Origin of the sequence: Pseudomonas sp. PS1(2021), assembly GCF_020405165.1 — a bacterium.
In the GTDB taxonomy this organism is placed as follows: domain Bacteria; phylum Pseudomonadota; class Gammaproteobacteria; order Pseudomonadales; family Pseudomonadaceae; genus Pseudomonas; species Pseudomonas aeruginosa.
Genome location: NZ_CP084484.1, coordinates 7,694,118 through 7,715,574, shown reverse-complemented (window position 1 = coordinate 7,715,574; position 21,457 = coordinate 7,694,118). Strand labels below are relative to the sequence as shown.

21 protein-coding genes are annotated in these 21,457 nt (G+C 66.4%); 10 read left to right on the top strand and 11 right to left on the bottom strand.

The features are described from left to right. Positions 1-22: 22 nt before the first annotated feature. From ispC to rpsB, 7 genes are all read right to left on the bottom strand, one after another. A complete protein-coding gene (ispC, locus tag LE197_RS36555; RefSeq protein WP_003113864.1) occupies positions 23-1,213 on the bottom strand; it encodes a 1-deoxy-D-xylulose-5-phosphate reductoisomerase in 1,191 nt (396 codons plus the stop codon). After that, a complete protein-coding gene (gene cdsA, locus LE197_RS36550; protein ID WP_003092388.1) occupies positions 1,210-2,025 on the bottom strand; it encodes a phosphatidate cytidylyltransferase in 816 nt (271 codons plus the stop codon). The genes ispC and cdsA overlap by 4 nt, the downstream gene beginning before the upstream one ends. Further along, a complete protein-coding gene (gene uppS, locus LE197_RS36545; protein ID WP_003113863.1) occupies positions 2,019-2,774 on the bottom strand; it encodes a polyprenyl diphosphate synthase in 756 nt (251 codons plus the stop codon). Before uppS ends, cdsA begins: the two co-directional genes overlap by 7 nt. A gap of 15 nt (positions 2,775-2,789) precedes the next feature. Next, positions 2,790-3,347: a ribosome recycling factor gene (frr, locus tag LE197_RS36540; protein ID WP_003092390.1), complete on the bottom strand. Its 558-nt coding sequence runs from the start codon at positions 3,345-3,347 to the stop codon at positions 2,790-2,792. 2 nt (positions 3,348-3,349) lie between these two features. Further along, on the bottom strand, positions 3,350-4,087 hold the full coding sequence (pyrH, locus tag LE197_RS36535) for a UMP kinase (protein WP_003092391.1): 738 nt from the start codon (positions 4,085-4,087) through the stop codon (positions 3,350-3,352). Positions 4,088-4,285: 198 nt separating this feature from the next. Beyond that, complete coding sequence (gene tsf / locus LE197_RS36530; RefSeq protein WP_003092393.1) at positions 4,286-5,155, bottom strand: translation elongation factor Ts; 870 nt, start codon at positions 5,153-5,155, stop codon at positions 4,286-4,288. A 130-nt stretch (positions 5,156-5,285) separates the two neighbouring features. After that, positions 5,286-6,026 carry a 30S ribosomal protein S2 gene (gene rpsB, locus LE197_RS36525; RefSeq protein ID WP_003092394.1) on the bottom strand — a complete coding sequence of 247 codons (741 nt, stop codon included), beginning with the start codon at positions 6,024-6,026 and terminating at the stop codon, positions 5,286-5,288. A 264-nt stretch (positions 6,027-6,290) separates the two neighbouring features. Here rpsB and map point away from each other — a divergent pair, with 264 nt between their 5' ends. From map to dapC, 3 genes are all read left to right on the top strand, one after another. Then, a complete protein-coding gene (map, locus tag LE197_RS36520) occupies positions 6,291-7,076 on the top strand; it encodes a type I methionyl aminopeptidase (RefSeq protein WP_003092395.1) in 786 nt (261 codons plus the stop codon). 166 nt (positions 7,077-7,242) lie between these two features. Continuing rightward, positions 7,243-9,945, top strand: coding sequence for a [protein-PII] uridylyltransferase (locus LE197_RS36515; RefSeq protein WP_003113862.1), 2,703 nt, complete (start codon positions 7,243-7,245; stop codon positions 9,943-9,945). A 17-nt stretch (positions 9,946-9,962) separates the two neighbouring features. Then, the gene (gene dapC, locus LE197_RS36510; protein ID WP_003092403.1) at positions 9,963-11,171 is read left to right on the top strand and encodes a succinyldiaminopimelate transaminase; all 1,209 of its coding nucleotides are present in this window, start codon (positions 9,963-9,965) and stop codon (positions 11,169-11,171) included. 49 nt (positions 11,172-11,220) lie between these two features. On the opposite strand, the gene LE197_RS36505 is transcribed toward dapC, so the two are convergent. After that, on the bottom strand, positions 11,221-12,966 hold the full coding sequence (locus LE197_RS36505; protein ID WP_010895659.1) for a Na+/H+ antiporter: 1,746 nt from the start codon (positions 12,964-12,966) through the stop codon (positions 11,221-11,223). 237 nt (positions 12,967-13,203) lie between these two features. Between LE197_RS36505 and LE197_RS36500 the strand changes: the two genes are divergently transcribed. Then, positions 13,204-13,563, top strand: a complete 360-nt coding sequence (locus LE197_RS36500) for a hypothetical protein (protein ID WP_003092416.1) — start codon at positions 13,204-13,206, stop codon at positions 13,561-13,563. A 321-nt stretch (positions 13,564-13,884) separates the two neighbouring features. Beyond that, positions 13,885-14,178: a hypothetical protein gene (locus LE197_RS36495; RefSeq protein ID WP_003098613.1), complete on the top strand. Its 294-nt coding sequence runs from the start codon at positions 13,885-13,887 to the stop codon at positions 14,176-14,178. 14 nt (positions 14,179-14,192) lie between these two features. Here LE197_RS36495 and LE197_RS36490 read toward each other — a convergent pair whose 3' ends face one another. Continuing rightward, positions 14,193-14,546 carry a YkgJ family cysteine cluster protein gene (locus tag LE197_RS36490; protein WP_003098616.1) on the bottom strand — a complete coding sequence of 118 codons (354 nt, stop codon included), beginning with the start codon at positions 14,544-14,546 and terminating at the stop codon, positions 14,193-14,195. 302 nt (positions 14,547-14,848) lie between these two features. On the opposite strand from LE197_RS36490, the gene LE197_RS36485 reads away from it, so the two are divergent. From LE197_RS36485 to LE197_RS36465, 5 genes are all read left to right on the top strand, one after another. Then, the gene (locus LE197_RS36485) at positions 14,849-15,196 is read left to right on the top strand and encodes an ArsC family reductase (RefSeq protein WP_003098619.1); all 348 of its coding nucleotides are present in this window, start codon (positions 14,849-14,851) and stop codon (positions 15,194-15,196) included. A gap of 12 nt (positions 15,197-15,208) precedes the next feature. Further along, positions 15,209-15,832 (top strand): LysE family translocator, encoded by a 624-nt coding sequence (locus LE197_RS36480; RefSeq protein WP_004345492.1) that lies wholly within the window; start codon positions 15,209-15,211, stop codon positions 15,830-15,832. A 29-nt stretch (positions 15,833-15,861) separates the two neighbouring features. Then, positions 15,862-16,896: a 2,3,4,5-tetrahydropyridine-2,6-dicarboxylate N-succinyltransferase gene (gene dapD, locus LE197_RS36475; RefSeq protein WP_003092431.1), complete on the top strand. Its 1,035-nt coding sequence runs from the start codon at positions 15,862-15,864 to the stop codon at positions 16,894-16,896. A gap of 94 nt (positions 16,897-16,990) precedes the next feature. Further along, positions 16,991-18,196, top strand: a complete 1,206-nt coding sequence (locus LE197_RS36470) for a cysteine desulfurase (RefSeq protein WP_034039016.1) — start codon at positions 16,991-16,993, stop codon at positions 18,194-18,196. Further along, complete coding sequence (locus tag LE197_RS36465) at positions 18,193-18,615, top strand: SufE family protein (protein ID WP_012613676.1); 423 nt, start codon at positions 18,193-18,195, stop codon at positions 18,613-18,615. Before LE197_RS36470 ends, LE197_RS36465 begins: the two co-directional genes overlap by 4 nt. A gap of 6 nt (positions 18,616-18,621) precedes the next feature. On the opposite strand, the gene LE197_RS36460 is transcribed toward LE197_RS36465, so the two are convergent. Further along, entirely contained in the window at positions 18,622-19,602 is a 981-nt protein-coding gene (locus LE197_RS36460) for a DUF4340 domain-containing protein (protein WP_003092443.1), read from the bottom strand. Positions 19,603-19,605: 3 nt separating this feature from the next. Beyond that, positions 19,606-21,453, bottom strand: a complete 1,848-nt coding sequence (locus LE197_RS36455) for a GldG family protein (protein WP_003117480.1) — start codon at positions 21,451-21,453, stop codon at positions 19,606-19,608. Positions 21,454-21,457: the final 4 nt, after the last annotated feature.

Sequence of the window (21,457 nt, the reverse complement as noted above, 5' to 3'; positions counted from 1 at the left end):
CTACCTCCAGGCCGTCCGAAGACTAGCCGGCGTGCCGGGTCAACCATTGCCCGGCGACCGAACGCGCGCGGCGATCGGCAGCCAGGACCTGATCGAGCGATTCGACTGCGGTCACCGCCTCGCGGTTCAGCACGTCCTCGATGATAACCGCGATGTCGCTGAAGCGGATGTGCCGCTCGAGAAATGCGGCCACGGCCACCTCGTTCGCGGCATTCAGCATGGCCGGGGCGCTGCCGCCGGTTTCCGCGGCCTGGCTCGCCAGGCGCAGGCAGGGGAAGCGCTGCTCGTCGGGGCGCTGGAAATCCAGGCGACCGACGGCGAACATATCCAGCGGCGAAACGCCGGAATCGATTCGCTCCGGCCAGGCCATGGCATAGGAAATCGGCGTGCGCATGTCCGGATTGCCGAGCTGGGCGATCACCGAACCGTCGACGTAGTCCACCATCGAGTGGATCACGCTCTGCGGGTGGATCACCACCTCGACCTGGCTCGGCTGGGCGTCGAACAGCCAGCACGCCTCGATCAGTTCGAGCCCCTTGTTCATCATGCTGGCGGAGTCGACGGAAATCTTACGCCCCATCGACCAGTTCGGGTGCGCACAAGCCTGCTCCGGCGTCACCGAAGCGAGTTGCTCCAGCGGCGTCTCGCGGAACGGGCCGCCGGAGGCGGTCAAGAGGATCCGGCGCACGCCGACCCGCTCCAGGCCATCGGCATAATTGCGCGGCAGCGACTGGAAGATCGCGTTGTGCTCGCTGTCGATCGGCAGGAGCACCGCGCCGCTGCGCTTGACCGCCTGCATGAACAGCGCGCCGGACATCACCAGCGCCTCCTTGTTGGCCAGCAGTACGCGCTTGCCGGCCTCGACGGCCGCCAGGGTCGACGGCAGCCCGGCGGCGCCGACGATGGCCGCCATTACCATGTCCACTTCGGGCGCGCTGGCCACTTCGCACAACGCCTGCTCGCCGAACAGCACCCGGGTGCGGATACCCGCCGCGGCGAGCGAGCCCTGCAAGGCAATCGCCGCGGCCTGCTCCGGCACCACCGCATAGACGGGGCGGTGCCTGAGGCACAGCGCCTCGAGTTCGGCCAGGCGGCTGAAGCCAGTCAGGGCGAAGGCTTCGTAACGATCGGGATGACGCTGGACGACGTCCAGGGTGCTCAGGCCGATCGAGCCGGTCGCGCCGAGCACGCTGATCCGCTGCGGTCGACTCATGGCGCACCCCAGCCGGCGGCCCAGAGCAGGGCCGCGAACACCGGGATGGCTGCCGTCAGGCTGTCGATGCGATCCAGCACGCCACCGTGGCCGGGCAGCAGGTTGCTGCTGTCCTTGATTCCGGACTGGCGCTTGAACATGCTTTCGGTGAGGTCGCCGACGATCGAGACGAACACCACCAGCGCCGCACCGAGCAGGGCCAGGAGCAGCGCGCCGAGGGACCAGCCGCGGTAGAGGCCGACCGCCAGGGTGATCGCCAGGCTGGCCGCCAGGCCGCCGTAAACGCCTTCCCAGCTCTTGCCGGGGCTGACCCGCGGCGCCAGCTTGCGCTTGCCGAAGGCCTTGCCGGAGAAGTAGGCGCCGATATCCGCGCCCCAGACCAGCACCATCACGGCGATGATCAGGCCATTGGCCAGCGGCCACTGCTTGAGCAGGACCAGCCCCTGCCAGGCCGGCAACAGGATCAGCAGGCCCATGCCCAGGCGGCGCCAGCGGCCGCCCCAGTAGCCGACGCTTTCCGGGTAGGTGAGCACCAGCACGGTGGCCAGCGTCCACCAGACCAGCGCCAGCAGCAGCACGGCTCCGGCAAGCTGCGGCAGATGGTAGAGAGCGACCATCAGCACGGCGACCGTCGCCGCGTAGGCAACGCGGCCGAACTGTTGTTCATAGCCGGCCAGGCGCGCCCATTCCCAGGCCCCCAGGCTCACCACCGCGCCGATGAACAGGGCGAAGAACGCCCCTTCGAGAAGGAAAAAACCACCCAGCGCGATGGGCAAAAGCACCAGCGCCGTGATGATCCGTTGTTTCAGCATGACGGACGGGCCTCGGCCTCGACTTGCTCGCTGGTCTTGCCGAAGCGGCGCTGGCGCTTGGAGAAATCCGCCAGGGCAGCCCGCATCGCCGCGTGCTTGAAGTCGGGCCAGAACAGGTCGGAGAAATACAGCTCGGCGTAGGCCAGCTGCCAGAGAAGGAAATTGCTGATGCGATGCTCGCCGCCGGTGCGGATGCACAGGTCGGGCAGCGGCTGGTCGCCGGTCACCAGGCAGCCCTGGAGCAGCTCGGCGGAGATATCGTCCGCCGCCAGGTGCCCGCCCTGGACCTCGCGCGCCAGGCGCTGTGCGGCCTGGACGATGTCCCACTGGCCGCCGTAGTTGGCGGCGACCTGGAGGAGGAAACGGGTATTGCCGGCAGTGGCGGCTTCCGCTTCGCGCATGGCCGCCTGCAACTCCGGATGGAAACGCGTGCGATCGCCGATGATGCGCAGGCGGATGCCGTTCTCGTCGAGCTTGCGCACCTCGCGGCGCAGGGCCACGAGAAACAGCTCCATCAGCGCGCTGACTTCGTCCGCCGGACGCTGCCAGTTCTCGCTGGAGAACGCGAACAGGGTGAGGACCTCGACCCCTGCCTCGGCGCAGACCTCGATCACCGCCCTGACGGCATCGACACCGGCCTTGTGGCCGGCGACGCCGGGCAGAAGACGCTTCTTCGCCCAGCGATTGTTACCGTCCATGATAATGGCCACGTGGCGTGGCACGCACACATCCTTCCGGGTCTTTTCCATGACGTCAGCCCGGCCTCAGACAGCCATGAGGTCCGCTTCTTTGGCTTCCAGTGCCTTCTCGATCTCACCGATGAACTTGTCGGTCAGCTTCTGCACGTCGTCGCCGGCGCGGCGCTCTTCGTCCTCGCTGATTTCCTTTTCCTTCTGCAGGTCCTTCAACTGGGCCAGCGCATCGCGACGGATGTTGCGCACGGAAACCCGCGCCTGCTCGGCCTCGGCACGCGCCTGCTTGGTGTAGCCCTTGCGGGTCTCCTCGGTCAGGGCCGGCATCGGTACGCGGATGGTGGTGCCGGCGGTGGCCGGGTTGAGCCCCAGGTCGGAGGTCATGATGGCCTTCTCGACCGCCTGGATCATGCTCTTGTCGAACACGGCCAGGGCCAGGGTACGGGAGTCTTCCACGGTGACGTTGGCGACCTGGCGCAGCGGCGTATCGGCCCCGTAATAGGAAACCATCACGCTATCCAGGATGCTCGGATGCGCGCGACCGGTACGAATCTTCGCGAAGGCATGGCCCAGCGCTTCCAGGGTCTTGCCCATGCGCTCCTGCGCTTCCTTCTTGATCTCGTTGATCATTCTCAACCCTCCTCGATCAGGGTGCCTTCGGCACCACCAACAACAATATTCAGCAATGCGCCCGGCTTGTTCATGTTGAACACCCGCAGCGGCATGTTCTGGTCACGGCACAGGCAGATGGCGGTCAGGTCCATCACGCCGAGCTTGCGGTCGAGCACTTCATCATAGGTCAGGCGCTCGAACTTCTCGGCATTCGGGTCCTTGAACGGGTCGGCAGTGTACACGCCATCGACCTTGGTAGCCTTAAGGACCACGTCGGCGTCGATCTCGATGGCGCGCAGGCAAGCCGCCGAGTCGGTGGTGAAGAACGGGTTGCCGGTACCGGCGGAGAAGATCACCACCTCGCCACCGCCGAGGTGGCGCATGGCCTTGCGGCGGTCGTAGTGGTCGGTCACACCGACCATGGAGATCGCCGACATCACCAGCGCGGGGATGTTCGAGCGCTCCAGCGCATCGCGCATCGCCAGGCCGTTCATCACGGTGGCCAGCATCCCCATGTGGTCGCCGGTCACCCGGTCCATGCCGGCCGCGGACAGGGCCGCGCCGCGGAACAGGTTGCCGCCGCCGATGACCAGGCCGACCTGCACGCCGATCCCGACCAACTGGCCGATTTCCAGCGCCATGCGGTCCAGCACCTTGGGATCAATGCCGAACTCCTCCGAGCCCATCAGGGCTTCGCCGCTCAACTTTAGAAGAATGCGTTTATAGCGAGGTTGACGAGCGCTCAGTTGCTGAGCCATGACCTTTTCTCCTGCGGCGATAAAAATACGTGACGGCCGGGCCGTCGTGGGCGGAGACGACTTTGCGCCTGCGTTGCGTGCAAGCCCGCCGAGCGGGCCGGCAACGCGGAAGCTGCCCCGAACGCTTCCCCATTTGACGAAGAGGCCGCACGCATCAGCGGGCAGCCTCTTCCGGGGCGACAGTCGAAACCGTCTTTGTTACTGCTTGGTGGCGGCTACTTGAGCGGCAACTTCGGCAGCGAAGTCCACTTCGGCCTTCTCGATGCCTTCACCCACTTCGTAACGAACGAAGGAAACGATTTCGGCACCGGCCTGCTTGGCCAGGTCGCCGACCTTCACTTCCGGGTTCTTCACGAAAGGCTGCTCGACCAGGCTCGCTTCGGCGAGGAACTTGCTGATGCGGCCCTTGACCATGTTCTCGACGATGTTCTCCGGCTTGCCGGCGATCTTGTCGGCGTTCAGCGCCAGGAAGATTTCCTTCTCTTTCGCGATCGCTTCTTCGGAAACTTCCGAAGCGCTCAGGAACTGCGGGTTGCTGGCGGCGACATGCATGGCGATGTCCTTGGCCAGTTCCGGGTTGCCGCCTTTCAGGTTGACCACGACACCGATGCGGTGGCCGTGCAGGTAGGCGCCGACCACGTCGCCCTCGACGCGGGTCAGGCGGCGGATGTTGACGTTCTCGCCGGTCTTGGCGACCAGGGCCAGACGAGCTTCCTCACGTGCTTCGACCAGCGGAGCGGCGTCGGTCAGCTTCTCGTTGAAGGCCTTTTCCAGGCTCTCGGCGACGAAGCCCTTGAAGTCGTCCTGGAGGGCCAGGAAGTCGGTCTGGGAGTTGACTTCGATGATCACGGCGGCCTTGTTGTCGGCAGCGATCTTGACGGCGATCGAGCCTTCGGCGGCAATGTTGCCGGCCTTCTTGGCAGCCTTGATCGCACCGGCAGCGCGCATGTCGTCGATGGCCTTCTCGATGTCGCCGCCAGCGGCGGTCAGCGCCTTCTTGCACTCCATCATGCCCAAGCCGGTACGCTCGCGCAGTTCTTTAACCATGGCTGCAGTAATTTCTGCCATTTCGAAATCCTCTTGAGTGGTAGCTCTCAAAAAACCTTTGTGCCCGGCCTGCCGGACAGAAACTCAAAGGTGGCAAAAAGGGGGCCTAGCCCCCTTCCTGCGCACCGTCGGACGTCTGAACGTCCCGGAATCAGCCTTCGGCGGATTCGGCCGGCGCTTCCTCGACGAACTCGTCGGCGCTGGTGGCAGCGCCCTGCTTGCCGCGGATTACCGCTTCGGCCATCGAGTTCAGGTAGAGTTGCACGGCGCGGATGGCATCATCGTTACCGGGAATTACATAGTCGACGCCTTCCGGGCTGCTGTTGGTATCGACAACGCCGATGACCGGGATGCCCAGCTTGTTGGCTTCGGTGATGGCGATGCGCTCGTGGTCGACGTCGATCACGAACAGAGCGTCCGGCAGGCCGCCCATGTCCTTGATGCCGCCCAGGCTGCGCTCGAGCTTCTCGAGGTCACGGCTGCGCATCAGGGCTTCTTTCTTGGTCAGCTTGTCGAAGGTGCCGTCCTGGGACTGGGTTTCCAGGTCGCGCAGGCGCTTGATCGACTGACGGATGGTCTTGTAGTTGGTGAGCATGCCGCCCAGCCAGCGATGGTCGACGTACGGCATACCGCAACGAGCGGCTTCCTCGCGAACGATCTTGCCGGCGGAACGCTTGGTGCCGACGAACAGGATCTTGTTCTTGCCAGCGGCCAGGCGCTCAACGAAGGTCAGGGCCTCGTTGAACATCGGCAGGGTCTTTTCGAGGTTGATGATATGGATCTTGTTGCGCGCGCCGAAAATGAACTTGCCCATTTTCGGGTTCCAGTAACGGGTCTGGTGGCCGAAGTGCACACCGGCCTTCAGCATATCGCGCATGTTGACTTGGGACATGATAGTTCCTCGATAAGTCGGGTTAGGCCTCCACGCATCCCAATGACCAACCCTTGCGGGCACCCAGGCCATCGTGTCGATGCATGTGTGGGTTTGTGCTCCGGAAAAGGCCGCAGCCTCGGAGCGGGGCGCTTTATACCATAACCGTGGACGCAGTGAAACCCGCCGCGGATGGCCGGGCGGGAGTAGATCGGTCGGCCAGGTCTGCTAGAATCGCGTATTCCTTATTATTCATGCGTGCTTGCACGCCCGAAGAGAATTCGCATGACCGTCACCATCAAGACGCCCGACGATATCGAGAAGATGCGCATCGCCGGCCGCCTGGCCGCCGAAGTGCTGGAAATGATCGGCGAACACATCAAGCCCGGCGTGACCACCGAGGAGCTGGATCGCATCTGCCACGACTATATCGTCAACGAGCAGAAGGCGATTCCCGCCCCGCTGAACTACAAGGGCTTTCCCAAGTCGATCTGCACCTCGATCAACCATGTGGTCTGCCATGGCATCCCCAACGAGAAGCCACTGAAGGAAGGCGACATCCTCAACGTCGACATCACCGTCATCAAGGACGGCTACCACGGCGACACCAGCAAGATGTTCCTGGTCGGCAAGACCCCGGAATGGGCCGACCGCCTCTGCCAGATCACCCAGGAATGCATGTACAAGGGCATTTCCGTGGTGCGTCCGGGCGCGCACCTGGGCGATATCGGCGAAATCATCCAGAAGCACGCGGAAAAGAACGGCTTCTCGGTGGTCCGCGAATACTGCGGCCATGGCATCGGCAAGGTGTTCCACGAGGAGCCGCAGGTCCTCCACTACGGTCGTGCGGGTACCGGCATCGAGCTGAAGGAAGGCATGATCTTCACCATCGAGCCGATGATCAACCAGGGCCGCCCGGAGACCCGCCTGCTCGGCGACGGCTGGACCGCGATCACCAAGGACCGCAAGCTGTCCGCGCAATGGGAGCACACCGTGCTGGTCACCGCCGATGGCTACGAGATCCTCACCCTGCGCAACGACGAAACCTTCCCGCGCACCTCGGCAGCCTGATCCGGCCCGGCTTTTGCTGCCAGCCGTGCGCCTCGACGCCCCGCCCCATTCCGGCGGGGCCGACGCCCCGATTCGGCGCAACGCGCGCACCAATACAGCGCAAAAACGCACCAAGACGGGGCGCTCGCGTATCGAACCCAACCGCTAGCAGATAAAGGAAGGCCGCATGCCGCAGGTGGATCCCGAATTGTTCGATCGCGGGCAGTTCCAGGCGGAACTGGCCTTGAAGTCCAGCCCGATCGCCGCCTTCAAGAAGGCCATCCGGCAATTCCGCGAAGTGCTCGACAACCGCTTCAACAGCGGCCGCGACATCCGCCGCCTGATCGAAGATCGCGCCTGGTGCGTCGACCAGATCCTGCAACAGGCCTGGCAGCGCTTCGACTGGGGAGACGACGCCGACATCGCCCTGGTCGCCGTGGGCGGCTACGGCCGCGGCGAACTCCACCCCTACTCCGACGTCGACCTGCTGATCCTCCTCGACAGCGAGGACCAGGAGAGCTTCCGCGAACCGATCGAAGGCTTCCTCACCCTGCTCTGGGACATCGGCCTGGAAGTCGGCCAGAGCGTGCGCTCGGTGCAGCAGTGCGCGGAGGAAGCACGCGCCGACCTGACGGTGATCACCACCCTCATGGAATGCCGCACCATCTGCGGCCCTGACAGCCTGCGCCAGCGCATGCTGCAGGTTACCGGCAGCGCGCACATGTGGCCGAGCAAGGAGTTCTTCCTGGCCAAACGCCACGAACAGCAGCGCCGCCACGCCAAGTACAACGACACCGAGTACAACCTCGAGCCCAACGTCAAGGGCTCCCCCGGCGGCCTGCGCGACATCCAGACCATCCTCTGGATGGCCCGCCGCCAGTTCGGCAGCCTCAACCTGCACGCCCTGGTGCGCGAAGGCTTCCTGGTGGAAAGCGAGTGCAGCATGCTGGCTTCCAGCCAGGAGTTCCTCTGGCGGGTCCGCTATGCCCTGCACATGCTCGCCGGGCGCGCCGAGGATCGCCTGCTGTTCGATCACCAGCGCAGCATCGCCCGTCTGTTCGGCTACGAAGACAACGACGTCAAACTGGCGGTCGAACGCTTCATGCAGAAGTACTACCGGGTGGTGATGGCGATCTCCGAGCTGAACGACCTGATCATCCAGCACTTCGAGGAAGTCATCCTGCCCTGCGAGCAGCCGGTGCAGATCCAGCCGCTGAACAGTCGCTTCCAGTTGCGCGACGGCTACATCGAGGTGACGCACCCGAACGTCTTCAAGCGCACCCCGTTCGCCCTCCTGGAAATCTTCGTGCTGATGGCCCAGCACCCGGAAATCAAGGGCGTGCGCGCCGACACCATTCGCCTGCTGCGCGACAGCCGACACCTGATCGACGACGAGTTCCGCCACGACATCCGCAACACCAGCCTGTTCATCGAGCTGTTCAAGAGCAGCCAGGGTATCCACCGCAACCTGCGGCGGATGAACCGCTACGGCATCCTCGGCCGCTACCTGCCGGAGTTCGGCCATATCATCGGGCAGATGCAGCACGACCTGTTCCATATCTATACGGTGGACGCCCACACCCTCAACCTGATCAAGCACCTGCGCAAGCTGAATCGGCCGGAGATGGCCGAGAAATATCCGCTGGCGAGCAAGATCATCGATCGTCTGCCCAAGCCGGAACTGATCTACATCGCCGGTCTCTACCACGACATCGCCAAGGGCCGTGGCGGCGACCACTCGGAACTCGGCGCGGTGGACGCCGAGGCCTTCTGCCAGAGCCACCAGTTGCCGCTCTGGGACACCCAACTGGTGTCCTGGCTGGTGCAGAACCACCTGGTGATGTCGACCACCGCGCAACGCAAGGACCTCTCCGACCCGCAGGTGATCTTCGATTTCGCCCAACTGGTCGGCGACCAGACCCACCTCGACTACCTGTACGTGCTCACCGTGGCCGACATCAACGCCACCAACCCGACGCTCTGGAACTCCTGGCGCGCCAGCCTGCTCCGGCAGCTCTACACCGAGACCAAGCGCGCCCTGCGCCGCGGCCTGGAGAACCCGGTGGACCGCGAGGAGCAGATCCGCCAGACGCAGACCGCGGCCCTCGACCAACTGGTACGCAACGGCATCGACCAGGACGATGCCGAGCAGTTATGGAGCCAGCTCGGCGACGACTACTTCCTGCGCCACACCGCCGGCGACGTGGCCTGGCACACCGAGGCGATCCTCCAGCACCCGGACGACGGCACGCCGCTGGTGCTGATCAAGGAAACCACCCAGCGCGAGTTCGAGAGCGGTTCGCAGATCTTCATCTACGCCGCCGACCAGCACGATTTCTTCGCGGTCACCGTGGCCGCCATGGACCAGCTCAACCTGAGCATCCAGGACGCGCGGATCATCACCTCCACCAGCCAGTTCACCCTCGATACCTATATCGTGCTCGACGCCGACGGCGACTCCATCGGCAACAACCCGGAGCGCATCGCCGAGATCCGCGAGGGGCTTATCGACGCATTGAAGAACCCCGACGACTACCCGACCATCATCCAGCGCCGGGTGCCGCGCCAGCTCAAGCACTTCGCCTTCGCCCCGCAGGTGACCATCTCCACCGACGCGCTGCGCCAGGTCTCGGTGCTCGAAGTCATCGCCCCCGACCGCCCCGGCCTGCTGGCGCGGATCGGCGGCATCTTCCTGGATTTCGACCTGTCGGTGCAGAACGCCAAGATCGCCACCCTCGGCGAGCGCGTGGAGGACGTCTTCTACATCACCGATGCGCGCAACCAGCCGCTCGCCGACCCCGACCTGTGCAAACGCCTGCAGGCCGCCCTGGTCGAGCAGCTGTCACAAGACAACGGACGGGACACCCTGCCTACCCGGATAAACTTCTGAGAAGCCTTGCCAACGCCATGAATACCGCACTCGACAACCTGCAACCCTACCCCTTCGAGAAGCTCCGCGCCCTGCTCGGCGGCGCCCGGCCGCCCGCGACGCTGAAGCCGATCGCACTGTCCATCGGCGAGCCCAAGCACCGCTCGCCGAGCTTCGTCGCCGAAACCCTGGCGGAGAACCTGGACCAGCTCGCGGTCTACCCGACCACCCTCGGCCTGCCAGCCCTGCGCGAAGCCATCGCGCGCTGGTGCGAGCGGCGCTTCTCGGTGCCGGCCGGCTGGCTGGATGCGGCGCGCCACGTACTGCCGGTGAACGGTACCCGCGAGGCGCTGTTCGCCTTCACCCAGACCGTGGTCCGCCGCAGCGAGCCCGGCGAGGCGCCCGGCCTGGTGGTCAGCCCGAACCCGTTCTACCAGATCTACGAAGGCGCGGCGCTGCTCGCCGGAGCCGTGCCGCACTACCTGCCCTGCCGCGAGGAAAACGGCTTCAACCCCGATTTCGACGCGGTCGACGAGGCGACCTGGCAGCGCTGCCAGATTCTCTTCCTCTGCTCGCCGGGCAACCCCACCGGGGCCCTGGTACCGCTGGAGACCCTGAAGAAGCTGATCGCCCTGGCCGACCGCTACGACTTCGTGATCGCCGCCGACGAGTGCTACAGCGAACTCTACTTCGACGAAAACGCCCCGCCGCCCGGCCTGCTCAACGCTTGCGCCGAGCTGGGCCGCACGGACTTCAGCCGCTGCGTGGTGTTCCACAGCCTGTCCAAGCGCTCCAACCTGCCCGGCCTGCGCTCGGGCTTCGTCGCCGGCGACGCGGAGATCCTGAAGAAATTCCTCCTCTACCGCACCTACCACGGCTGCGCCATGCCGGTGCAGACCCAGTTGGCGAGCATCGCCGCCTGGAACGACGAGGTCCATGTGCGCGCCAACCGCAGCCTCTACCGCGAGAAATTCGACGCCGTGCTGGCGATCCTCGACGGCGTGCTCGACGTACAGCGCCCGGACGGCAGTTTCTACCTGTGGGCACGTACCCCGGTGGACGACACCGTATTCACCCGCGAACTGTTCGAGCAGCAGCACGTGACGGTGGTGCCGGGTTCCTACCTGTCGCGCGAGGTGGACGGCGAGAACCCCGGCGCCAACCGCGTGCGCATGGCCCTGGTGGCACCACTGGCCGAGTGCGTCGAAGCCGCCGAGCGCATCCGCGACTACCTGCGGGCGCGCTGAAGCCTGCGCGGAGAAACGAAAAGGGATCGCCGCGGCGATCCCTTTTCGTTCACACCCAGCGGGCGAAGCGATTGGTCAGCCAGCTTTCCTGCTGGTCCAGCTCGCGCAGGATATCGCCCAGGGTCTCGTCGTCGATCTCGTTGTTACGCCGCTGCCGGTACAGTTCCAGGCGCTGCGCGCGCAACGCCTTCAGGCGCAAGGCCTTGTCGGCGATCTCCAGGGCTTGGGCCTGGTCGCGGGCCTCATCGGTGGTCGGTGCGGTATCCAGCGACTGGCGGTATTCGGCCATGATCTGCGCACGCGCCTCGGCGACCCGCGAAGTATTCGCCGCATCGTTGCCTTCCACCTGCGGCAATTCCTCGCTCTCCAGGGCCCGGATCGCCGCCTCCGCGGTCTTGCGCCAGGCCTCGCGCCGCTCGCGCTCGTGGGCGCCATTGTTGCTCGCCGGCAGCCCGCGCAGCAGCAGCGGCAGGCCGATGGTCGCGCCGATCAGGGAAATCAGGATCACGCTGGTGGCGATGAAGATGATCAGATCGCGCTGCGGGAAGGCGCTGCCATCCATCAGGCTCATCGGTACCGACAGCACCGCCGCCAGGGTCACCGCACCACGCACGCCGCTCAATGCACTGAGGGCGGAGAGACGGCGCAGGGAGATGCCGCTCAGCCCGGGCGGGCTCTTGCCGCGCCAGCGATCGATGCGCAGCGACAGCTTCCAGTAGCCATAGACCCAGCCGTAGCGGATCAGCATCAGTACGGCGGTGATCGCCGCCACGTAGGCCAGCAGCAGCGAGGAACGCCAGAGCAGGTCGCCGTGGTGGTTGGCCACCGACTTCATGATGTCCGGCAACTGCAGGCCGAGCAGCAGGAACACCACGCCGTTGAAGGCGAACTCCAGCATCGACCAGACGCTGCGGTTGAGCAGGCGCGTGGAAGTCTGCCGCGGCAGCAGGTCGACCCAGCTCTGCATCATGCCGGCCGCCACCGCCGAGAGAATCCCGGAGACGCCCAGGTGTTCCGCCACCATGTAGGAGGCGAACGGCAGCAACAGCATCAGTACCACGTGGGTCGCCGGGTCGTCCCAGCCACGGGAGATCATCCAGGCGCGGATGCGGCCCAGCGACCAGCTGAGGAACACCCCGATGGCCAGGCCGCCGACCGCGACCACGAGGAAGTTGAGGCTGGCGTCCACCAGCGAGAACACGCCGGTCATCGCCGCGGCGATGGCGAACTTGAATGCCACCAGGCCAGAGGCATCGTTCATCAGCGCCTCGCCCTCCAGCAGGTGCATCAGGCGCTTGGGCAGCCGCCCCTGGGTGATCGCCGAGACCGCCAGGGCGTCCGTGGGCGACAGCACGGCGGCGAGGGCGAAGGAAGCCGCCAGGGGAATTTCCGGGATCAGCAGATGGATGAAATAGCCGGCGCCGACCACGGTGAAGAACACCAGGCCGAACGCCATCATCAGGATCGGCCAGCGCATCCGCCAGACTTCCCGCTTGGGAATACGCCAGCCATCGACGAACAGCAGCGGCGGAATGAACAGGAAGAGGAACAGCTCCGGGTCGAGGGCAATGTGCAGCCCGAGGGAGGGCAAGGCCAGCAGGGCCCCGGCGGCGATCTGGATCAATGGTAGCGGCAAGGGCAGCAACTGGGCAGCCAGGCGGGTGGCGCCGACGACCAGCAGCAGGGTCAGAACGGTGTACACGGTTTGCATGAGGGCGGGGATCTCCGGCTTCGTCCCTGGACGATGCGACTGCGCCGATTGCACCATCGCGATCGGTAGGCAGCTATCCGACATTCGCACAATCCGTACGGTCTTTCCTAGCCCCGCCGCTCTACCCCGCGCGTCCGCCCCCTCCGCGGCGACGACCGGGGCGCCCGGCCAAGGTTCCCGCACTAGTACATCCGAGCTATTTCATAGCGGTGCGAGACGCTCCTACACTCCCCTTCAGTCCAGGCCCGCCGTAGCGTCGGCCAGGACGACGCCCCGAAGGAGTACGGGGTGCAGCGCCCACTCAGACAAAGGAATGCCGCCATGACAAGCAAGGGACTTACTTCCGCACTGCTGCTCGCCTCGATGTTCGCCGCCACCTCCGGCTGCCTCCAGCAGAACGCACTGACCCAGGGCTACCGCACCACCCAGCCCGGGCAACCCGGCCAGGCTCAGGTCGCCTCCGCCAACACCCCTTGCACCCCCAGCGCCACCAATGACCTGATCGCTACCGGTCGCAGCCTGCTGGACATCACCACCAACCTGATCAAGACCCGCAACCAGATGAGCGACGGCGGCAGCATCATGCGCGACGTCGACGACGTGCAGAAGGTCGGCAAGGGCCATGCCGTACTGGACAGCGTCGAGAGCATGACCGGCGGTCCGCAGCAGCCCTGCGGCTAAGCGCACCACGACGATTCATCCCGGACAGCGAGCCCCCGCACGCTGTTCTCCCCCTGAGCCTCGCCTACCCGGCGGGGCTTTTTTTGTCCTGCGCCAAACAGCCGCCGCCCCGCATCAAGGAACTCGCCCATCACCCGGCCATGCAGACCAGGCCGCTTCGAGTCCCGTTCGTCACCTGTGCAAGGCGTCTGGAACGCGACTATTGTCCGACGATCGAAGTGATGGCAATGTAGAATTACACCTTTGGATGTAGTCGTTTCGGGTAGGTCGCGAGATGGAACGAGCTTTTTCCCCTACCGCGGAATCGCGGAGCAGCGGCCCATGAGGCGCGCCGAGATGCTGTTGCTGAAGAGCCTGGCTGAGACACTGATGGCCGACCGGGACAACCGCCACGACGACTTGCAGGCGACCATGCGGCTGGCGCACCTGAGTTCGCCGGAGATGATCCTGTACATGGTCAACCGGGTGCTCGAGCTCGAAGAGAGCATCGAGCGGATCGCCGCGGTTCTCCAGAAACTCTCTGCGGACGAGCCGATGCCCCTAGAGGAAACGCCGCCCGAACCAGCCTTCGAACCGGCCCTGCAGTCCCGCGCCACCGAGACCGCGGAAACCTAGCGGCGGGCAGGCCGCTACACCAGCACCTGGCGAGTGCTGGCGATCAGCGCATGCACCTGTCGCTCCACCTGCTCCGCCACCGGCACTTCGGGCCCCCGCCCCTCCGGGCAGGGCAGGTTCGGCGTGGTGCCGAACAGCCGGCAGATCAGCGGACGTTCCTCATAGGCCTCGCAGCCGTTCGGTCCGAGATGGACGCAGTTCCACTCGGCCAGGGCGGCGTCGTGTTCGGCCTCGCTCTTCACCGGCAGGCGGGCCATCTCTTCCGACGAGGCGGTAACCGGCCCGCAGCAATCGTGGCAGCCGGGCTTGCAGGCGAAGCCCGGTATCTGCAGGCGTAATTGGTCTATCTGGCGACCGATGCAACTCATGGGAAATCTCCTCGGCGGGGGAAGGATTGTACAGCGCGGACCGGAGCATTCCGAAAGTACCGGTAAGGATGCTCTCCAGCGAGCCGAATCGACCTGTTCAACCTGCGCTCTCTCCGTTCCCGGCCAGGGAAACAGCCCGGCTCCCTGTCCGCCCGCCCGTCCACGGCTATCTGCCGTCACGCCGCTCCCGAGCGCGGTAGCCCCGAGACCGCACAGGGGCGGAACGACGTGGCATAATCCGGCGATCACCTTTCGGCGACCTATCGGCAGGGCCCGGGAAGACCCGGGCCTCGGGAGAAGCAATGACCTACGTTCTCTACGGCATCAAAGCCTGCGACACCATGAAGAAGGCTCGGACCTGGCTCGACGAGCACAAGGTCGCCTACGACTTCCACGACTACAAGGCCGTCGGCATCGACCGCGAACACCTGCGGCGCTGGTGCGCGGAGCACGGCTGGCAAACCGTCCTCAACCGCGCCGGCACCACCTTCCGCAAGCTCGACGAAGCGCAGAAGGCCGATCTCGACGAAGCCAAGGCGATCGAGCTGATGCTGGCCCAGCCGTCGATGATCAAGCGCCCGGTGCTGGAGCTGGGCGGCAGGACGCTGGTCGGCTTCAAGCCCGACGCCTACGCCGCCGCCCTGGCCTGAGCGGGAGGCCGCATGAGTGTCGCCTGGGCCCTGTTCGTACCCGCCTGCTTCGCCCTCAACCTGGCGCCGGGGCCGAACAACCTGCTGTCGCTGAACAACGCCGCCCGGCACGGTTTCGCCACCGCCTCGCTGGCCGGCGGCGGGCGCCTGCTGGCATTCGCCGGCATGCTCGCCCTGGCCGCCTCCGGGCTGGCGCTGGTGCTGCACACCTCGGCCTGGCTGTTCCTGGCGATCAAGGTGCTCGGCGCTGCCTACCTGTTGTGGCTTGCGGTGCAATTGTGGCGGACCGATGCGCAGCCACTGGCGAACGAAGCCAGCCCGGCGCGTCCCAGCCTCTGGCGCCTGGGGCGCCAGGAGTTCCTGGTGGCGGCGGGCAACCCGAAAGCGATCCTGATCTTCACCGCCTTCCTGCCGCAGTTCGTCGATCCCGGCCAACCGCTGGGCGCCCAGTTCGCCCAGCTCGGAGCGGCATTCCTGCTGCTCGAATGGCTGGCCATCGCTCTTTATTCCTATGCCGGGCTCCACCTCGGCCGGCTGCTCGCCGGCCAGCGGGCCCGGCGTCTGTTCAACCGCGGTTGCGCCGCGCTGCTCGGCAGCGCGGGACTGGGCCTGCTGCTCAGCCGCCGTCCGGCCTGACCGTTCCACTCCGTTTCGAGGAAACCCACATGTCGCAATCCCTGTTCAGCCTGGCCTTCGGCGTCGGCACCCAGAACCGCCAGGAAGCCTGGCTGGAAGTGTTCTACGCGCTGCCGCTGCTCAAGCCTTCGAGCGAAATCGTCGCCGCCGTCGCACCGATCCTTGGCTACGCAGCCGGCAACCAGGCGCTGACCTTCACTTCGCAGCAGGCCTACCAGTTGGCCGACGCCCTGAAGGGTATCGACGCCGCTCAGTCGGCCCTGCTCTCGCGCCTGGCGGAAAGCCAGAAGCCGCTGGTCGCCACCCTGTTGGCGGAAGACGCCGCGCCGTCCTCCACCCCGGAGGCCTACCTCAAGCTGCACCTGCTCTCCCACCGCCTGGTCAAGCCGCACGCTGTGAACCTGAGCGGCATCTTCCCGCTCCTGCCGAACGTGGCCTGGACCAACATCGGCGCGGTGGACCTGGCCGAACTGGCCGAACTGCAACTGGAAGCGCGACTGAAGGGCAAGCTGCTGGAAGTCTTCTCCGTCGACAAGTTCCCGAAGATGACCGACTACGTGGTCCCGGCCGGCGTACGCATCGCCGACACCGCCCGCGTGCGCCTGGGCGCCTACATCGGTGAAGGCACCACGGTGATGCACGAAGGTTTCGTCAACTTCAACGCCGGCACCGAAGGCCCGGGCATGATCGAAGGCCGCGTATCCGCCGGCGTGTTCGTCGGCAAGGGGTCGGACCTGGGCGGCGGCTGCTCGACCATGGGCACCCTTTCCGGTGGCGGCAACATCGTCATCAGCGTCGGCGAAGGCTGCCTGATCGGCGCCAACGCCGGCATCGGCATCCCGCTGGGCGATCGCAACATCGTCGAGGCCGGCCTGTACATCACCGCCGGCACCAAGGTCGCCCTGCTCGACGAGCAGAACGCCCTGGTGAAAGTGGTCAAGGCCCGCGACCTGGCCGGTCAGCCCGACCTGCTGTTCCGCCGCAACTCGCAGAACGGTGCGGTGGAGTGCAAGACCAACAAGACCGCCATCGAGCTGAACGAAGCGCTGCACGCGCACAACTGAGCCCAGCTCGCCTCCCCGCTCGCCCGACGGTGCTCGCCAGCGCCGCCGGGTGCGCTACCCTTTCCCCTGTAACCGTCCTCGCACAGTGTCCGCCATGTCCCTGCCGTCTCCCTGGCGCGCCGACTTTCCGGCCTTTTCCGCCTTCGCCGCGGAAGGCCTGACCTACCTCGACAGCGCCGCCACCGCCCAGAAGCCACAGGCCGTACTCGACGCCCTGAACGGCTACTACCTCGGCGGCGCCGCCAACGTCCACCGCGCCCAACATGTCCCCGGCGAGCGTGCCACCCGGGCCTTCGAGGCCGCGCGCAGCCGCGTCGCCCACTGGCTGCACGCCGGCAACCCGGCCGAGGTACTGTTCACCCGCGGCACCACAGAGGCGATCAACCTGGTGGCCTATGGCCTGGAGCGGCATTTCCGGCCTGGCGACGAACTGCTGGTCAGTGCCCTGGAACACCATGCCAACCTGCTTCCCTGGCAGCAGTTGGCCCTGCGCCGCGGCCTGGTCCTGCGCGTGTTGCCGCTGGACGAGCGCGGGGTGATCGACCTGGAGCAGGCCCGCCATATCATCGGCGAGCGTACCCGCCTGCTGGCGATCAGCCAGTTGTCCAACGTTCTCGGCACCTGGCAACCGGTGGTGGAGTTGATCCAGCTGGCCCGCGAGCGCGGTGCCTGGACCCTGGTCGACGGCGCCCAGGGCAGCGTCCACGGACGCCACGACCTGCCGGGCCTGGGCTGCGACTTCTACGCATTCTCCAGCCACAAGCTCTACGGCCCCGACGGCATCGGCGTGCTCTGGGGTCGCCCACAGGCCCTGGAGCAACTGGCGCACTGGCAGTTCGGCGGCGAGATGGTACGCCACACCGGCTTCCACGAAGCCAGCTTCCATGCCGCTCCGCTCGGCTTCGAGGCGGGCACCCCGGCGGTTTCCGCGGCGATCGGCCTGGGCGCGACCATCGACTGGCTGGCCACCCTGGACGAAGCCGAAGTCGCCGCCCACGAAGGCGCCCTCCACGCCCGCCTGCTCGCCGGCCTGCTGGCGCGCGACGGCGTCAGCCTGCTCGGCGAACCGCAGGCGGCGCTGGCCAGCTTCTGCGTCGACGGCGTGCACGTCGCCGATCTCGCCCACCTGCTCGGCGAACAGGGCATCGCGGTGCGCGCCGGCCACCATTGCGCGATGCCGCTGCTGCAACGCCTCGAGGTACCCGGCGCCCTGCGTGTCTCGCTGGGCTTGTACAACGATGCCGACGACCTGGAGCGCTTCTTCCTGGCCCTCGACCGCTCACTGGAGTTGCTGCGATGAACCCGGTTCTCCCCGAACAGGCCCAGGAGGCACTGGACGCCTTCGGTCACACCGCCAGTTGGGAACAGCGTGCGCGTCTGCTGCTGCAATGGGGCGAGCGCCTGGCGCCGCTCACGGAACACGAACGCCAGGAAGAGCATCGCGTGCACGGTTGCGAAAGCCTGGTCTGGCTGCTCGGCGAGCAGCGCGACGGCCACTGGCGCTTCCGTGCCGGCAGCGACGCGCGCCTGATCCGCGGCCTGCTGGCGGTGCTGCTGGCACGGGTCGACGGCATCGAGACCCGCGAACTGGCGCGCCTGGACCTCAACGACTGGTTCACCTGCCTGGGTCTTTCCCGCCAACTGTCGCCCTCGCGCAGCAACGGCCTGAACGCCGTGCTGCAACGCATGCGCGAACTGGCCGGCCAGACCGCCGGCTGAGCCCGCTCAGCGCGCCAGCAGCTCCGGCAGGTGCCGGGCCAGGGCGCGGTAGCGGTCCTCTTCGATCCGATAGGCCCAGTCAGGATGGGCGGCGACCTCGCCCTCGGCGAAGCCCTCGACGCTCTTCGGCAACAACCAGTATTGCTCGCCCTGGCGCCGAATCTCGCCATCCAGGCGCGCGCCGGAAAACGTCCGCAGGCTGAACGCCAGGAGCAATGGCGCCTGCCTGAATCCCACCTGCGCCAGCGGCGCTACATCGGCGAAACGCAGGTCGGCGAACAGCGTCGCCGCGCCGTTGGCCGCTGCCTCATAGGCCAGCTTGCGCCCTGTGGGCAATTGCCGAACCTGCAGGTTCGGCTGCCCGGCGTCGTCGCGATAGAGATCCAGGCGCTCGCCCTTCGGATAGCGCAGTTGCAGTTCGCGCACCCGGGCGAAGGGCAGCGTGGCGATCCGCCGGTCGAGCCACTCCAGCTCGTTGTTCGGCAACGGCAGGCGCTTGTCGATCAGCCAGGCCTGCGGGTCGCCCAGTCGTCGTACGAAGCTACCGCCATGCTGCGCATCCTTGCCCACCAGCAGCACCAGAGGCTCGCCGGACTGCCAATGCAGGCTCAGGCGTAGCGCCTGCCCCTCGCCACGCTCCGCCAGGCCAAGCAGCGCGTGGTTCTTCGGGTTGGCGCTCTTCGCCTCGACCTTGCGCGCCTCTGCCAGTGCCTCGAGCAGCGCCGACAAGCGTAGCCGGTCGGCCGGATAGTCGGCCTTGGCCGGCAGGACCCACGCGCCCGCACGCCGCTCGACCCGGATATCCGGCGAACCGTCGGCAAACTGCATGTGCAGGCCACTCAGCGTCGCGCTGTCCAGCTCCGGCAGCCAGCGCTCTGCCGCCGGCAAGGCAGGTACCTCGGCTGCGCGCTCGCGCTGCAGCCAGGCGAAGGTTCCGGCCAGCGCCGCCACCAGCGCCAGCAGGACGATCAGTGTATTGCGCCGCATGCGTCAATGCCCTCCCCGGGCCATGCGCCGGCGCCGCCAGAGCCAGCCGAGCAGCACGCCGACCGTGAGCAACGAGGGAACCAGGGCGATATTGACCAGCTTCAGGGTGCGGCCCAGTGCGTCGATATCGGCGTTCAACTGGTACTGCACCTCGCGCAGCTCCTTGCGGATGCGCAGCTTCTCCTGCATGTACTGGCGCACCGTGGCCTGCTGTTCGGGCGTCAGTTCGACGGCCTTCTCCGGGTCGGCACCCTGCTGGAGGGCGGCGAGTTGCTGCTCGGTATCGGCGAGGCGCTGCTTGAGCTGCTCCTCCTTCTGCCGGAAGCTCGTCTCGGCCTCGCGCTGCAGGCGCTCGACCACCACGAACGGCCGGCTGAACCGGCCGCGGGAGCGCACGCTGATCAGCGCGTCGGTGCCCGACAGGTTGTCCAGCGCGTTGACCACCAGCGCGCCGTTGTCGGCCCAGGGCTGCGGCACGCGCTGGCCGAAGAAGTCCTGCACCTGGACCCACATGCGATCGCTGAGCAGGTCGGTATCGGCCACGACGATGACATTGATGTTGCGCGCCTCCTTCAGGCCTTCCCGATGCCCCTCGATGCCCTCCGCGAAGGCACTCTTCGCCGGCCCCTGGATACGGGCGGCGAGAGTATGCCGTCGGCCGCTCGGGCGCAGCTCGCGCATCAGATCGCCGGGGTCGCGCAGCAGGCCGAAGCGCGAGGCGTCGAATGGCATCGCCTGGGTCGAGCTTTGCAGCAAAGGCGTGAAGCTGGTGCTCGCTCCGGGGAGCCTTTCGAGGATACCGGGCGTCGCCAGGGTCAGGCTTTCCAGGCCAGCAGTGGCGATGTCGTCCTGATCCAGCGCCTCGCGCGGCAAGCTGAGCCAGGCCGGATGCCGGGCCGGACGCTGGTCCCGGCCAAGACTGATGGACATCGCATAGGCGCCGTCGCCGAGCACCTTGCCCGGCAGCAGCCGCAGCCCCCAGGCCTCGAACAGCGGCGCGAGGTCGGACGACTTGTCGCCATCCAGCGTAGCGGCGAAATCGCTGCCGCTGTCGGCCTCGCTGAAGGGGTCGACGAACGCCAGCAGCTTGCCCCCGCGCAGGACGAACTGGTCGATGGCGTATAGCGTCTGCTCGGGTAACTGCTTGGGATGCACCAGCAGCAGCACCGAGACCTCCGGCGGGATTTCCGTGGCATCGCTCTTGAGGCTGCGCAGGTCGAATTGCTGGCGGATTTCCTCCATGACCATCCACGGCGAGGTCGGCTGCCGGCTGGCCATGTCGAAGCCGCCATTGAGCGGCAGCGACGACATCAGGCCGACCACCGGCCGCTGCGGCTGGGCCAGGGTCTGCACCAGGCGACTGATGTCGTATTCGAGGAACTCCTCCTGATCGAGCGGGAAGAAGGGTATGACCTGGACTCCGTCCAGGGCGTTGCTGCCGGCCAGGCCGAAGTACAGGTTGTCGCCGCCCTGCTGCAGGGGAATTCCTTGCAGGCCGAACTCGGTGGCCTTGTCCTCGTTCTCGGAGAACGGCTCGGGATCGATCACCTGCAGGCGAATCCTGCCGTTCGCCTCGCGCTCGTAGGCGCGCAGCAGTTCCTCGACGCGCCTGGCGTAGTTGCGCAGCGGCACCAGTTCCCGGGCACCGCTATCCGAATAGAAGAAGTACAGGTTGATCGGCTCGTCGAGGCCGGCCAGGATCCGCTTGGTGCCGGGGCTGATGGTGTAGAGCTTCTGCTCGGTCAGGTCGAGCCGCGCGCCGCTGAACAGCAGGCCGGAGACCATGTTGAAGGCCAGGAACGCCAGCGCGATCAGCAACAGCCCGGCGCCAGAGGACAACACGCGTTTCATCGAC